General features: G+C 73.8%; 14 protein-coding genes. All 14 read left to right on the forward strand.

Annotation, left to right across the window (positions count from 1 at the left end):
- The 14 genes from IEZ06_RS10830 to IEZ06_RS10895 all read left to right on the forward strand — a co-directional run bounded on the left by IEZ06_RS10830 (position 1) and on the right by IEZ06_RS10895 (position 14,580).
- Positions 1–1,275, forward strand: a complete 1,275-nt coding sequence (locus IEZ06_RS10830) for an ABC transporter substrate-binding protein (RefSeq protein ID WP_189236556.1) — start codon at positions 1–3, stop codon at positions 1,273–1,275.
- Between the two features lie 162 nt (positions 1,276–1,437).
- Positions 1,438–2,856 (forward strand): aminopeptidase P family protein, encoded by a 1,419-nt coding sequence (locus IEZ06_RS10835; protein ID WP_189236557.1) that lies wholly within the window; start codon positions 1,438–1,440, stop codon positions 2,854–2,856.
- 154 nt (positions 2,857–3,010) lie between these two features.
- A complete protein-coding gene (locus tag IEZ06_RS10840) occupies positions 3,011–3,886 on the forward strand; it encodes an MlaE family ABC transporter permease (RefSeq protein ID WP_444544037.1) in 876 nt (291 codons plus the stop codon).
- Complete coding sequence (locus tag IEZ06_RS10845; RefSeq protein WP_189236558.1) at positions 3,883–4,749, forward strand: ABC transporter permease; 867 nt, start codon at positions 3,883–3,885, stop codon at positions 4,747–4,749. Before IEZ06_RS10840 ends, IEZ06_RS10845 begins: the two co-directional genes overlap by 4 nt.
- A 6-nt stretch (positions 4,750–4,755) precedes the next feature.
- The gene (locus IEZ06_RS10850) at positions 4,756–5,772 is read left to right on the forward strand and encodes an MCE family protein (protein ID WP_189236559.1); all 1,017 of its coding nucleotides are present in this window, start codon (positions 4,756–4,758) and stop codon (positions 5,770–5,772) included.
- 3 nt (positions 5,773–5,775) lie between these two features.
- On the forward strand, positions 5,776–6,834 hold the full coding sequence (locus IEZ06_RS10855; RefSeq protein ID WP_189236560.1) for an MCE family protein: 1,059 nt from the start codon (positions 5,776–5,778) through the stop codon (positions 6,832–6,834).
- Complete coding sequence (locus tag IEZ06_RS10860; RefSeq protein WP_229797967.1) at positions 6,834–7,856, forward strand: MlaD family protein; 1,023 nt, start codon at positions 6,834–6,836, stop codon at positions 7,854–7,856. Before IEZ06_RS10855 ends, IEZ06_RS10860 begins: the two co-directional genes overlap by 1 nt.
- A 146-nt stretch (positions 7,857–8,002) precedes the next feature.
- Positions 8,003–9,037 carry an MCE family protein gene (locus IEZ06_RS10865; protein ID WP_229797937.1) on the forward strand — a complete coding sequence of 345 codons (1,035 nt, stop codon included), beginning with the start codon at positions 8,003–8,005 and terminating at the stop codon, positions 9,035–9,037.
- Positions 9,034–10,119 carry an MlaD family protein gene (locus IEZ06_RS10870; protein ID WP_189236562.1) on the forward strand — a complete coding sequence of 362 codons (1,086 nt, stop codon included), beginning with the start codon at positions 9,034–9,036 and terminating at the stop codon, positions 10,117–10,119. Before IEZ06_RS10865 ends, IEZ06_RS10870 begins: the two co-directional genes overlap by 4 nt.
- Entirely contained in the window at positions 10,116–11,492 is a 1,377-nt protein-coding gene (locus IEZ06_RS10875) for an MCE family protein (protein WP_189236563.1), read from the forward strand. Before IEZ06_RS10870 ends, IEZ06_RS10875 begins: the two co-directional genes overlap by 4 nt.
- 1 nt (position 11,493) lies before the next feature.
- On the forward strand, positions 11,494–12,360 hold the full coding sequence (locus tag IEZ06_RS10880; protein ID WP_189236564.1) for a hypothetical protein: 867 nt from the start codon (positions 11,494–11,496) through the stop codon (positions 12,358–12,360).
- 49 nt (positions 12,361–12,409) lie between these two features.
- Positions 12,410–13,063, forward strand: a complete 654-nt coding sequence (locus IEZ06_RS10885; RefSeq protein ID WP_189236565.1) for a 4'-phosphopantetheinyl transferase superfamily protein — start codon at positions 12,410–12,412, stop codon at positions 13,061–13,063.
- A 191-nt stretch (positions 13,064–13,254) separates the two neighbouring features.
- Complete coding sequence (locus IEZ06_RS10890) at positions 13,255–13,746, forward strand: MarR family winged helix-turn-helix transcriptional regulator (protein ID WP_229797939.1); 492 nt, start codon at positions 13,255–13,257, stop codon at positions 13,744–13,746.
- 159 nt (positions 13,747–13,905) lie between these two features.
- A complete protein-coding gene (locus tag IEZ06_RS10895) occupies positions 13,906–14,580 on the forward strand; it encodes an LppX_LprAFG lipoprotein (protein WP_189236566.1) in 675 nt (224 codons plus the stop codon).
- The last annotated feature ends 4 nt before the right edge of the window (positions 14,581–14,584 follow it).

Consider the following 14,584-nt stretch of genomic DNA (forward strand, 5'->3'; position numbering starts at 1 on the left):
ATGAGAATCCCACGGAGCACCCGAGGACTCGCCGCCGCGGCGGTCCTGGCGCTGGCCGTCACCGCGTGCGCCAGCGAGAAGGCCACCGGCGGAGGCGGGGGCGGCGCCGCCGCCTCCGCCGACGGGGTGAAGACCGGACCCGGCGTGACCGCCGACGCCATCACGATCGGCATGATCACCGACCTGACCGGGCCCTACGCCTCGTTCGGCAAGAGCCTGACCAACGCCCAGCAGCTCTACTTCGAGCAGGTCAACCAGGCCGGCGGCATCTGCGGCCGGAAGCTGGAGTCGATCGTCCGCGACCACGGCTACGACGTGCAGAAGGCCGTGGCCGCCTACACCGAGATCGGCCCGAAGTCGGTCGCGCTCGCCCACGTCGTCGGCTCCCCCATGGTCAACGCGGTCAAGCAGCGCATCGAGACCGACCAGATGCTCACCATCCCGCAGGCCTGGGCCACCCACCTGCTCGGCAGCGAGCCGATCCAGGTCACCGGGACCACCTACGACATCGACATGATCAACGGTGTCGAGTACCTGGTGAAGGAGAAGGGCATCAAGTCCGGCGACTCCATCGGGCACCTGTACTTCGAGGGCGACTACGGCGAGACCGCGCTCAACGGCTCCAAGTTCGCCGCCGACAAGCTCGGCCTGAAGCTCGTGGAGCAGAAGATCAAGGCGACCGACCAGGACATGACCGCCCAGGTCGCGGCGTTCAAGAAGGCCGGGGTCAAGGCGATCCTCGTCTCCGTCGGCCCCCGGCAGACCGCCTCCCTCGTCGGCGTCGCCCTGGCCGGCGGCATGAAGGTGCCGTTCCTCGGCAGCAACTCGGCCTACTCCCCGCAGCTGCTGCCCACCCCGGCGGGCCCGGCGCTGCTGGCCGCCTTCGAGTACGTGACCGCGGGCGCCCCGATGAGCTCGGAGCTGCCCGCCATCAAGAAGCTGGGCGAGGACTACAAGGCCAAGTACCCGGGCGACGCGATCGACAGCGGCGTCTCCGCCGGCTACACCGCCGCGGGCATCGTGGTCGACGCGCTCAAGAAGGCCTGCGAGGGCAAGGACCTCACCCGGGCCGGCGTGGTCGCCGCGCACCGCGGCCAGAACGCCTGGGGCGAGCAGTACGGCGGGACCATGGACTTCACCGTGTTCGACAAGCCCGCCTCCCTGCGGTCCTACGTCGTCAAGCCGGACAAGGAGGCCCTGGGCGGCTCCGTCACCGTCAAGGAGCCGTTCACGGCCGACATCGTCAAGGACTACCAGGTCCCCTCCGGCGGCTGACCCGGCCCGGCCCGGACCGCCGCCCCGGCCACCGTACGGCCCGCACCGGCTCCCGGACCGGCCACCTGCCACCGGCTCCCGGACCGGCCGCCTGCCTCCGGGCCGGTCACCCTACGGCCCGCGCCGCCCTCCCCGGGGCGGTGCGGGCCGTATCCTTCGGAAATGACCGACAAGTTGAACACCGGCAGCCACGACCTGCCGGTCTCCGACGCCCTGGCGGCCTTCATGGAGACCGGGTGGGCCGACACCCGCCGCGGCGACCTGGCCCCGCTGCCGCTCGCGGCCTACACGGCCAAGCGGCGCGCGGCGCTCGCCGCCCGCTTCCCCGGCGAGCGGCTCGTCATCCCCTCGGGGACCCTGAAGGTCCGCAGCAACGACAGCGACTACCGCTTCCGGTCGCACAGCGCGTTCACCTACCTGACCGGCGACCAGGAACCCGACGACGTCCTGGTCGTAGAGCCGTCCGGGGAGGCGCGGCTCTTCCTGCGCCCGCGCTCGCCGCGCTCGGCGCCGGGGACCGCCGGGCAGGAGTTCTACCGGGACCGCCGCTACGGCGAGTTCTGGGTGGGCCGCCGCCTCGACCTGGCCGAGGCCGAGGCGCTCTACCAGGTCGGCTGCGCGCCGATCGACCGGCTCGACGAGGCGCTGGGCGGGCCCGCCCGGGTGCTGCGCGGGGTGGACGCCTCCGTCGACACCCGGGTCGCGCCGCACGACGGCGACGCCGAGCTGGAGGCGTTCCTGTCGGAGATGCGGCTGGTCAAGGACGAGTGGGAGGTCGCCGAGCTGCAGTTCTCGGTGGACGCCACCGTCCGCGGGTTCGAGGACGTGGTGCGGGCGCTGCCCGCCGCCCTGCCCCACCCGCGCGGCGAGCGCTACCTGGAGGGCGTCTTCGGCCTGCGCGCCCGCCTGGAGGGCAACGGAGGCGGCTACGACAGCATCGTGGCCTCCGGCGCCCACGCGTGCGTGCTGCACTGGATCCGCAACGACGGCCGCCTGGACTCCGGCGACCTGCTGCTGCTGGACGCCGGAGTGGAGACCGACAACCTCTACACCGCCGACATCACCCGGACCCTGCCGCTGTCGGGCCGCTTCAGCCCCGTCCAGCGCCAGGTCTACGAGCTGGTCTACGAGGCGCAGAACGCGGCCATCGCCACACTGCGGCCGGGCGCGCGCTTCCGCGACTTCCACCAGGCCGCCATGCGGGTCATCGCCGAGGGGCTGCACGACTGGGGCGTGCTTAAGATCAGCCCCGACGAGGCGATGGAGCCCGGCAGCGGCCTGTACCGCCGCTACACCCTGTGCAGCAGCGGCCACATGCTCGGCATGGACGTGCACGACTGCGCCCGGGCCCGCGCGGAGGTCTACCTGGACGGCGTGCTGGAGGAGGGCCAGGTGCTCACCGTCGAGCCCGGCCTGTACCTGCAGCCGGACGACCTGACCCTCCCGCCGGAGCTGCGCGGCATCGGCGTGCGCATCGAGGACGACCTCGTCGTCACCGCCGACGGCGCCCGCCTCATGTCGGCCGGGCTGCCGCGCCACCCCGACGAGGTCGAGAGCTGGATGGCCGGCCTGGCCGGCTGACCCGGCGGGAGAGCGGGAAAGTGTGGGGCCCTGACAAGTCGCGCTCGGGGCCTCATCCCTTTCGCGCAAATTCCCCGGCAGGCATCGACTTACCGGACGGACCGTCATTAGCGTGACTGCTCCAAGGTCGTAGCCGCGGAATCCGAGGTGACCGATGGCGGACGCCATGCCGAGCAGCGCCGGGACCGCCGGAGGCGCCGCGGGCGGCCGGCGCGCCGGAGCCGCCCGGGCCGCCGGGGGCGGGGCCGCCGGTTTCCTCGTGCGCACCGCCTCCGGCGCGCTCGACCGGGTCGGCGACATGTCGGTGATCGCCCTGGAGGGCTTCCGGCGCAGCTGGGACGTGCGGACCTGGTTCTGGGAGTTCGTCCAGCAGTGCTGGTTCCTGGCCCGCGTCACCAGCCTGCCGGTGCTCCTCGTCTCGCTCCCCCTCGGGGCCACCGTCGCCCTGCAGGTCGGCGACCTGGCCTGGCAGCTGGGCGCCTCCTCCGCCACCGGCGGCGCGGTCGTGGTCGGGCTGGTCCGCGAGGTCGCCCCGATGGCCTCGGCGCTGCTCATCGCCGGGGCGGGCGGGTCGGCGATGACCTCCGACATCGGCGCCCGCAACATCCGCGACGAGCTGGCCGCGATGGAGGTCATGGCGGTCAACCCGATCCACCGCCTGGTCACCCCGCGCCTGTGGGCGGCCAGCACCGTGGCGGTGCTGCTGGTCCCGCTGGTCATCGTGGCCGGCGCGGCGGGCGGCTACTTCTTCAACGTCGTCGTGCAGGGCGTCACCTCCGGCGCCTACTTCGACGGCGCGACCTCCCTGCTGGTCACCAGCGACCTGCTGGTGACCCTGCTGAAGGCGTGGATCTTCGGCTTCATCGCGGCGATCATGTCCTGCTACTACGGCATGACCTGCCAGACCAGCCCGGTCGGCGTGGGCCGCGCGGTGAACCGGTCCACGGTGGTGACCTTCATGCTGGTCTTCGCCGTCAACTACGTGATCACGATGATCTACTTCCTCGCCTACCCGCCGAGGACGCCGTGACGGCGGTCCCGGGGGCGCGCACCGCCGGCAGGCGCGCCTACGACGTGCTCCTCGACGGGACGGAGCGGCTGGCCTCGCTCTCCGACTGGCCGGTCTTCCTGGCGAAGGTCGTCTTCTACTCGGTCCGGGACATCGTCCTGCGGGCCAGGTTCACCAAGGTCGTGCTCCGCCAGATCAGCGACGTCGTGGTGGGCGTCGGCGCGACCGTCATCGGCGGCGGCATGGTCTTCGTGGCCTTCACCATGGCCTTCGCGGTGGGCGCCACGGTCGGACTCCAGGGCTACCAGGGCCTGCAGGCGATCGGCGCCGAGTCGTTCATCGGCCTGGTGGGCAGCTTCGCCAACGTCCGGGAGATCACCCCGATCATCGCGGCGGTCGCGCTGGCCGCCCAGGTCGGCTCGTCGTTCACCGCGGAGCTCGGCGCGATGCGCATCTCCGAGGAGATCGACGCGCTGGAGGTGATGGGCATCAACGCCTTCACCTACCTGATCTGCACCCGGGTGGTGGCCGCGATGGTCGCGCTGATCCCCGTCTACCTGATCGCGCTGTTCGCCAGCTTCTTCGCCACCCGGCTGATGTGCACGGTCCTGTTCGGCATGGCGCCGGGCGTGTACGACTACTACTTCTACCTCGGCCTGCCCGCGGTCGACATTCTCTACAGCGTGATCAAGGTGCTGGTCTTCGCCTTCGCCGTGATCAGCATCCACTGCCACTACGGGTTCAACGCCACCGGCGGCCCCGTCGGCGTGGGCACCGCGGCCGGGCGGGCGATCCGCCAGTCGATCGTCACGGTCGTCCTGCTCAACCTCCTCCTGTCCTACCTGTTCTGGGGCGGCGGCAGCAGCACGCCGCTGACGGGGTGAGCGGCCGTGGCCCGCGGCGTCCTCCCCCTGCCGGTCCGGCTGGCGATCTCGCTGGTCCTGGTCGCGGCCGTCACCGCGGCCCTGGTGCTCGCCGTACGGGGTGCGGCGAGCGTGAACGGCACGCGGCTGTCGGCGGCCTTCGGCCGGGCCGGGCAGGGGCTCGACCCCAACTCCCCCGTCAAGATCCGGGGGGTCACGGTGGGCGGGGTCAGCGCGGTGACGCTGGACGGCGCGGGCCGGGCCGTGGTGTCCATGTACGTCGAACCCGGTGTGCGGGTGCCCGAGACCGTCACCGCCGTGATCGAGCCGAGCTCCATCTTCGGCCCCAAGTTCGTCGACCTGGTCCCCGGCCGCGGAGAGGCGCGCGGCCCCTACCTCGGCGACGGCGCGGTGATCACCAGGACCGAGGACCCGGTGGACCTGTCGGACTCCCTGTCCGACGCATACGACGGGCTCGGCGCGGTGGACCCGGCCGACATCACGGCCATCGTGCACACCCTGGGACGCGGCCTGGACGGAAAGGGCCCGCAACTGCGCGGGATCGTCGACGGGGCGCAGAAGGTCGTCGGCGTCGCGCACCGGCGGCGCGCGGAGTTCACCCGCTTCATCGGTGACGCCGCGGCGCTGAGCGGCGCCCTGGCCGACCGGGGCGACGAGCTGACGGGCATCGCCGCCGACGTCAACGTGCTCGCCCCCGGCCTGGTGGAGCGGGCCGGCAAGGTGCGGGCGCTGCTACGGGAGTTCGACGAGCTGTCCGTCCTGACCGCCCACGGCCTGCGCGCCCACCGCCGGGACCTCAAGGCGGCGGGGAACGCGGGCGAGCGCGCCGCGGCCCTGCTCGCCGCGCAGCTCGGCGTCGCCGGTGACGGCGTCCGGGGGCTCAACGGCCTGCTCGCCGGGTTGAACGACCTGATCGGCGGCAAGGGACCGGGCCGCGCGAACCAGCTGAAGATGGCCGCCTACGTGCACACCGACCCCTGCGTGCTCTTCGTCGGCGCCTGCCGCGCCGCGGACGGCAGGTGAGCCGTGGCCCGATCGGGAGACCGCGTCCGGCGGCGCCGCACGCTGGTCAAGCTCGTGCTGTTCCTGCTCGTCACGGTCACGCTGATCGTCGCGATCGGGGCGCAGATCGCCCGGGTGGGGACCGGCGACACCTACCGCCTGACCGGCGTCTTCGACGACGTCTCCGGGCTCCGCACGGGCGACCAGGTGAAGATCGCGGGAGCTCCGGTGGGCCAGGTCGAGTCGATCGAGGTGGTCGGCGGCAGGGCCGAGGTGGTGCTGGGCGTGCGCACCTCGGTGCGGGTGCCCTCCGACAGCTCCGCGGCGGTCCGCTGGCGGGACGCGGTCGGCCAGCGGGTGGTGTACCTGGAGCCGGGGACCGCCAAGGACATGCTGGCCGACGGCGCGCGCGTGGAGCGGACCAGCTCGGTGGTGGACATCGGCGACCTGGTCTCCGACCTCGGCCCGCTCACCCGCAGCCTCGATCCCGAGCAGATCAACCGGCTGCTCACCGCGGCGGGCCAGGCGCTGGACGGCAACCAGGAGGACATCCCGCGCCTGGTGGACGACCTCGGCGAGCTGACCGCCGTCGTCGCCGGGCGCAAGGAGGTCGTCAAGGGGCTGCTGGAGGACTACGCCACGGTCACCGAGGTGATCGCCCGCCGGGACGAGCAGATCGCCCGGCTGGTGGACGACCTGGTCGAGCTGACCGGCGCGTTCGCCCGCAACCGCAGGCTGGTCGACGAGGCGCTGGTGGAGCTGTCGGCCACCGCCCGGGTCACCGACCGGGTGCTCGGTGACAACGCCCGGGAGTTCGGCCGGGTGGTGGACCGCATGGCCCGCCTCACCGGCGGGGTGCGCCGCAACCTCGACGGCGTGGAGAAGCTGCTGGGCACGCTCACCCCGCCGCTGCAGCGCTCGTTCCAGGTGACCGGCCGGGGCCACTTCGTGACCACGGCGGTGCCCTGCGTCGCGCTCGGCCCGCTGCCCTGCCCCTACCCCATGCGGAACCCTCCGCCGCTGCGCGGCGGCCTCAAGCTCACGTCCACGGGCGATCTGCGGCGCGTCCTGGTGGGGCCGTGATGATGGCGCTCAAGTCCTTCCGCGACCGCGACCGGAGGGTCGTCGGCGCGGTCTCGGCGGCGGCGCTCACCGCCGTGCTGGTCGTGACCTTCCTCGTCGGCAACCTCGGCCTGCTGGAGGGCGGCTACACGATGTCGGCCATCCTGCCGGACGCCGCCGGCCTGCGCGCGGGCAACGACGTACGGGTGGCGGGCGTGCCCGTCGGCGAGGTCACCGAGGTCCGCGCCGACTACGGCCGGGGCCACGTGGTGGTGACCTGGAAGGTCGACGACGGGATCAGGCTCGGCCCGCGGACCCGCGCCGAGGTCACCCTCTCCAACCTGCTGGGCGGGCGCTACATCAGGCTCACCGGACCGGTCACCCGGCCCTACATGGACGAGCTGCCCGAGTCGGGGCGGCTCATCCCGATGGAGCGGACCAGCACCCCGACGCTGATCCCCGACGCGCTCAAGGACGCGACCCGGCTGGTGCAGCGGCTCGACACCGAGGCGGTCGACAGGCTCCTGCGGGAGCTCTCCGAGCTGGAGCCCGCGCCCCGGGGCCGGGTGAGCCGGCTGCTGGACGACATCGGCGAGCTGTCGGAGGTCATCGGTGAGAGCGAGCCCGAACTGCAGCGGCTGCTCGACGCCGGCGACCGGGTCATGAAACTGCTGGACGCCAAGGACGCCCAGCTCGGCCGCCTCGTCGACTCCGTCGAGGTGATGCTCGACGAGCTGCGCCGCCGCCGGGCCGAGCTGAAGACCCTGCTCGGCGACGGCAGCGACCTGGTCGACGCCATCGGCACCCTGATCGCCGAGCACGAGAGGAACCTGGTCGCGGTGGTGGACGACACGTCCGCGATCGCGGGCCGCCTCGACTCCGCCCGCGGCCTCGACTCGGTCCTCGCCTGGGCCGGGCCCACCTTCTCCGGGCTGGCCGCCACCGGCGGGCAGGGCCCGTGGATCGACGTCATCGCCACCGGGCTCGGTCCGATCAACCCCGAGGTGCTCGGCGCCATCCGCAAGGACAGGAGGGACCGGTGACCCGCCCCGGACCGACGGACCGCCCTGCACCGACGGACCGTCTCGGACCCGCGGACCGCCCGGGACCGGCGAGCCGCCCCGGACCGCAGGGGACGGGCCGCGCGCCGCGTACCCGGCGGCCCGGACCGCCTCCGGCGGGCTCCGGAGTGCGCCGGCTGGTCGCGGCGCTGCTGGCCCTGGCGCTGGCGGCCTCGGCGGGAGGCTGCTCGCTGCTGCCCGGCGGGGCGGCGCCGTACCGGCTGACCGCCTACTTCGGCGCCGCACCGTCCCTGTACGAGCAGGCCAAGGTGAAGGTGCTGGGCCTGGACGCGGGCACGGTGGAGAAACTGACCATCGAGGGCGAGCGGGTCCGCGCCGACCTCCTCGTCGACGGGGACGTGCCGCTCCCGGCCGACGTGCGGGCGGTGGTGGCCCCGCAGAACACGCTGGGCGAGCGGAGCGTGGTGCTGCACCCGCCGTGGAAGCCGGGCCGGCCGCGGCTCGCCCCGGGGGCGGTGATCCCCCTGGAGCGCACCGACCTGCCCGTGGAGATCGACGACGCGCTGGCGGCGTTCACCAGGCTCACCGACGCGCTCGACACCGATCGGATGGGCGACGTGGCCGGGAACCTGGCCGACACCGTCCGGGGCCGCGGCGAGCAGATCAACCGGGCGCTGGCCGACGCGGCCTCGCTGAGCCGCACCCTCGCCGGGCAGGACGAGAAGCTGATCGAGCTGGCCGACGGCCTGAACCGGCTCGCGGGCAGCCTCAACCGGCGCGAGAAGCAGGTCGAGACGACCGTCGACGCCTTCGCCGAGGCCAGTGCCGCGCTGGCCGACGAGCGGCGGCGCACCCGCCGCTTCATCACCGGCCTGGCCGGGCTGGTACGGCGCGGCGACGTGCTGCTGGAGGCCTACCAGGAGCGGTTGCCCCGGGGCGTGGCGAACCTTGCCGAGGTGGTGCTCACCCTGAAGGCGAACAGCGAGTCCGCGGCCCGGGCCATCGCCGGGGCACGCGGCTTCGTCGACGGCGTGGTGATGGCCTGGGACCGCAAGCGCCATGTGCTCACGTTCCGCCTGGTGCTCAACGCGCTGACCCGGGCCTGGCTGGCGCCGCTCTTCGACGCCCTGGAGCTGGGCGAGGTGCCGTGCCTGCCCGGCGAGCTGAGCAACTGCCCGTGGGAGCGGAGGAGGAACCGATGACCCGGTGGAGCCGGACGGCCGCCCGGCCGGCCGCGGGAGCCCTGGCCCGCACCCTGCCCCCGGCTCTGGCCCTCGCCCTGTCCCTCGCCGTCTCCCTCGCCACGACCGCGGCCTGCTCGCTGCAGACCCTGGGGGCGCCGTCCGGCGAGCTGACCCTCACCGCGGTCTTCGACGACGTGCAGAGCCTGGTGGCCGGGCACAGCGTGCAGGTCGCCGACGTGCGGATCGGGAGCGTGACCGGCATCCGCCTGGAGGGCTACCGCGCCAGGGTCACCATGTCGGTCGAGGACGGCCACCGGGTGCCCGAGGGCACCTCCGCGGTCGTCGCCAAGACCTCCATCCTGGGTGAGAACTACGTCGAGCTGAGGCTGCCCGAGGGCGACGGGGCCGCGGACATGTCCACCGGCCCCTTCCTCGCCGACGGCGCGGAGATCGCCGAGACGTCGGTGGAACCGGACATCGAGCAGGTCACCGAGCGGGCCGGGCCGCTGATCGACGCGCTCGGCGCACAGGACGTGAACGCGATCCTGGACGCGGCGGCGACCGGGATCGGCGGGAAGGGCCGGGACCTCAACCGCCTGCTGCGGCAGACCGCCGACGTCGCCGCCGCCTACGCCGGGTCCCGCGCGGAACTGGCCCGCACGATCGACGGCCTGGCCGAGCTGGGCGACGATCTGGCCGCGGGCTCCGGCGAGCTGGACCGGCTGCCCGGGAGCCTCCAGGCCGCCGCCGCCCGGCTGAACCACGGCCGCAAGCACGTCAAGAAGACCCTGAAGGAGCTGACGGCGCTGGCCCGCGAGGTCAACACCACCGTCTACCCCCGGCACGCGGCCCGGCTGCGCACCCTGCTGCGGCGGCTCGACGCCGTCTCCGCGGCGACCGTGCGCGGCAAGGAGGACCTGAAGCTCCTCCTGAGGCGGGTGCAGTACTTCGTGGACCAGCCGCCGATCGTGGTGAACGGGCAGCTGCTGGCCTACGTCTGGATGAAGGGCCTGCTCCTGGCCGAGTCCGGGGACGGCGACCGGCCCCGGCGGCCCGACCCGGCCGGCGACCTCCGGCTGCTGCTGGAGCCGCCGCGATGAGGAACCGCGTCCTGGTCAACCTCGGCTTCTTCGCGGTGCTCGGCGTCGTGATGACCGTCTGGGCGTTCACCAGCGTCATCAGGCTGGACGTCATCGAGCGGCCGTACCGGGTCAACGCGGAGTTCTCCTCCTCCCCCGGCCTGGTGCCCGGCTTCGACGTGGCCTACCTCGGCGTGCGGATCGGCCGGATCGACGGCGTGGCGCTCTCCCCCGGCAAGATCACGGTGGCGCTGGACATCGACCGCGGCGTGCGGATCCCCCGGGGGGTCGGAGCCGAGGTGCGCCGCAAGTCCGCGATCGGCGAGCCGTACGTGGAGATCTCCCCGCCGCGGGCCGGAGCCCCGGACGGCGTCCTGGCCCCCGGCGCCACCATCCCGCTGGCCGCCACGTCGGTCCCGCTGGACTACCGGGAGCTGTTCGACGGGGTCGGCAAGTTGCTGGACGCGGTGCCCCCCGAGGACGCGCGGACCATCGTGGGCGAGCTGGCCGCCGGGCTGGACGGCCGTACGGCGTCGATCCGCGAGCTCGTGGACAACGCGCACGACGTCACCGCCACGCTCGCCGGGAACGCCGAACTGCTGGACGAGCTCTCGGTGAACCTCACCCGGCTGACCGGCACGCTCGCGGGCCGTCGGGAGGAGCTGGCGGAGGGCGTGACCGACCTGGCGGCCGTGACCCGGTCGCTCCGCGAGTCCCGCAGGGAGCTGTACGCCGCCCTCGAACACGGCCCGTCCTTCTTCCGCCAGGTCGACCACCTGCTCGACACCGCCCGGCCCGGCCTGTCCTGCGTGCTGACCGCCGCGGGCCGGAACCCGGGTGTGGTGTTCACCCCGCGGACGCGGGCGCACGTCACGAACCTGCTGCGGACGGTCCCCACCGCCCAGGTCCTGCTGGCCGACGTGACCGAGAAGCACTCCGGAGGGCTGTACGGCAGGGTCACGTTCGTCTTCAGCGTCCCGGGCGGTCCCGAGGTGGCCGAGGAGTACCGCAGCCCGCTGGCGGGCCCGGCGGTGCCGAAGGCCGGCTCCTGCCCGGAGCGGGCCGTGGCCAGGAGCACCGGCCGCAGCGACGACGACCCGGACACCGGTCCCCACCCGGACGGAGCCGCCGATCCGGCGGACGGGGCCGCGGAGACCACCGAGGCCCCGGACGACGCGGCGCCGTCCGGAGGCGGCGGTCCCACCGGTCCCGGTGAGCCCGGTGAGCCCGGTGGTCCGGCCGGGGCCGGGGACGCGCAGGACGCCGCGGGTTCCGCGCCGCAGGACCTCACCCCCCTCATCGTCGCGGTCCTCGCCGCCGTCGCCGTCTCCGGCGGCGTGCTCGGCTGGATCGCCGTCGGCCGGGCGGCCCGCCGCCGTGAACAGGAGCACTGACATGAGTCCCACCTCCCAGAAGCCGGCCGGCCCCGCCGAGGAGGCCCCCGCCGCCGACGCCCCCGAGGGGAAGGCCGGGCGACCCGCAGGCCGTACCGGGCCCGCAGAGCCCGCAGGCCGTACCGGGCCCGGGGAGCCGGGGGAACCCTCCGGCCGTACGGAACCCGGAACCGAACCGAAGGCCGGATCCGGAGCGGAACCCGAGCCCGGACCGGAACCCGAGCCCGGACCGGCGTCTCCGGCCGCCCGGACGGCGGGGCAGGGGAGCGCGTCCGGAGGCCGCGGGGGGTCCGCGGCGTGGCGCAGGAGGCTGGTCTGGGCGGTCGCGGGAGCGGCCCTCGCGGGGGCGGCGGCCTTCGGCACGGTGCAGTGGGTCTCCGCCGAGCGGCTGGCCGACCGGCTCGCGGCCGAGCGGAGCGAGCGGCTCGCGGTCTCCACCAGGGCCGGGGAGTTCGCCGTGGCACTGCAGACCTACGACCACACCGATCTGCAGGCCTACCGCGACCGGGTCTTCGGCCTGTCGGGCGAGGACTTCGAGAAGACCTACGACGAGGCGTTCAGCCCGCTGGAGAGCGTGATCAGCGCGATGAAGGCGTCCTCCACCGCCTCGGTCCGCGACGTCTACGTCTCCGAGGTCGCCGACGGCAGGGCCAGGGCCATCACGGTCGTGGACTCCCAGGTGAAGAGCACCGCGGGCACCCGGCGCATGCTCGGCGCCCACATGGAGCTGGGCCTGGTCAAGGTCGGCGGCCAGTGGAGGGTGAACGACGCGACCGTGATGGGCGCCGCCGACGAGCTCGTGACCGACCCCGACGGCAAGGCCGTCGAGCCCGGCCCCTCCCCGGGCCCGACGGGGAAGGACGAGTGACTCGGGCGATATAACCCCTCATTCCTCCTGAAAGCCCTAATCTGGGCGAATGCGCGATTGTCTGGTGCTGGCCGGCCCCACCGACGAGATCTGCTCCCCGGCCGCGATGGACCTGCTCACCGAGGTGGAACGCGGGCGCGCGGCGGCGTTCGTCCGGGAGTCCGACCGGCGCGACTTCGTCGCGGCCCACGTGCTCGTACGGCGGTGCGCGGCCAAGGTGGCCGGGGTGCCGGAGGACCGGCTGACCCTGCTCCAGGTCTGCGAGCACCACGGACCCGGGCACGGCAGGCCGTACATCGCGGAGATCCCCCGGCTGGGCGTCAGCCTCAGCCACACCCGCGGGTACGTGTGCGCCGCGGCGGGTCCCGGCCTGGTCGGCGTGGACGCCGAGCAGGTCCCGCCGGGCCCCCTGGACGAGTCCCTGGCCGGGCAGGTGCTCGCCCCCGGCGAGCGGGCGCTGGTCCGGGGCAACGAGGAGCTGATCCGGCTCTGGACGCGCAAGGAGGCGCTCGTCAAGCGCGGCGAGCTGACCCTGGACGGCCTGCGCACCGCCGACCTGTCCGCCCTCCCCCTGGACCTCCCGCCGGCCGGCCGGCACGCCCTGCGCTGGCAGGGGCGGCACCTGCTCGAGTGGCGGACCGGTGAGGACGGCCGGGAGATCGCGGTCTGCGTCGTCTCCGACCACCCCGCCACGCTCGGCTGAGCGCCGGACCTCCTGAGCCCTGGACCTCCCGGGCCCCGCCTCACGGAGGCCGTCCGCCTCACGGAGGCCGTCCGCCTCACCCGTGCCGGAGCCTCCCCGCCGCCTGAGGTAGGTTCTGTTCATGCACCGGGGACGGAACCCGGTAGGACGGGCGTCCCCGGCACGGCGGAGGAGCTGCGGCGAGGAGAGCGGTGCGCGGGCAGAGCGGTGAACGACCGGTGAACGACGAGGCGCCTCGCTGGCTCACCTCGATCGAGCAGCGGGCCTGGCGCACCCATCTGGCCGCCCACAAGCTCCTGGAGCACCGGCTCGACCGGGAGCTGCAGGCCTTCGGCCTCTCCCTGAACGACTACGAGATCCTGGTCAACCTCTCGGAGAGTCCCGGCCACCGCATGCGCATGAGCGACCTGGCCGACGCCACCATCCAGTCCCGCAGCCGGCTGTCCCACCAGATCTCCCGGATGGAGGCCGCCGACCTGGTCGCCCGGGAGACCTGCGCCGACGACCGGCGCGGCACCTTCGCCGTGCTGACCGGGCACGGCTGGGCCACCATCCAGAAGGTGGCCCCGGAGCACGTGGCCGGCGTGCGGCGGCACTTCATCGACCTGCTCACCGACGACCAGCTCCGCGAGCTGGCCGCGGCCTACGGCCCCGTGGTGGACCACCTCAAGGACCTGCGGTGAACCGTCGGCGGTGAAGCCCGAGCGGCCCTGCCGGGCACGCCGCGGGCGCCACGGACACCACGGACACCACGGGCGCCGGGGACACCACGGGCGCCGGTGAAGCGAAACCGATACCGGCCGGGCCCCCACCCGCGACCGGGCGGTCGCTACGATCCGGCCATGTCTGCTCGCCGGATCCTCGTCGCCGCGCTGGCCGCCGCGCTCTCCCTGGTGACCGCCTGCACCGGCGGTTCCGACCCCGGGACCGCCCTGCCCAGCGGCCCCGACCTGGTCAAGAGGTCCGCGGAGGCGATGCGGACCGTCACCTCGGCCTCCTTCACGATGGAGGCCGAGAACGCGCCGAGGCTCCAGGTCAAGAAGGCCTCCGGCCGCCTCAGCGCAACCGGGGACGCCGACGGCACGATCCAGCTCGACTTCGCCGGCAGCCTCCAGGAGATCAGCTTCGTGCTGGCCGGGGAGACCGTGCACTTCAAGGGCGTCACCGGCGGCTTCCAGAAGATGTCGCGCAGCGAGCTGGCCGCCGTCTACGACCCGTCCGCCATCCTCGATCCCGAGCGGGGGGTCGTCCGGCTCCTGGGCAACGCGCTGGACCCGAAGACCCAGGCGGAGGAGAAGCTGGACGGCGCCGACGCCTACCGGCTCTCGGCCACGCTCTCCCAGCAGATCCTCGCCGCCCTGGTGCCCGGGATCGCGCAGAGCGTGGAGGGCACCCTCTGGATCGACAAGGCCAGCGGCCGCCTCCTCAAGGCCGAGCTGCCGATGGCCGAGGGCAGGGTCACCGTCACCTTCGACGACTACGACGTGCCGGTCCAGGTGACCGCTCCGGCGGGGTGACGGC

Origin of the sequence: Planomonospora antibiotica, from assembly GCF_014647955.1 — a bacterium.
GTDB classification, from domain to species: Bacteria; Actinomycetota; Actinomycetes; order Streptosporangiales; family Streptosporangiaceae; genus Planomonospora; species Planomonospora parontospora.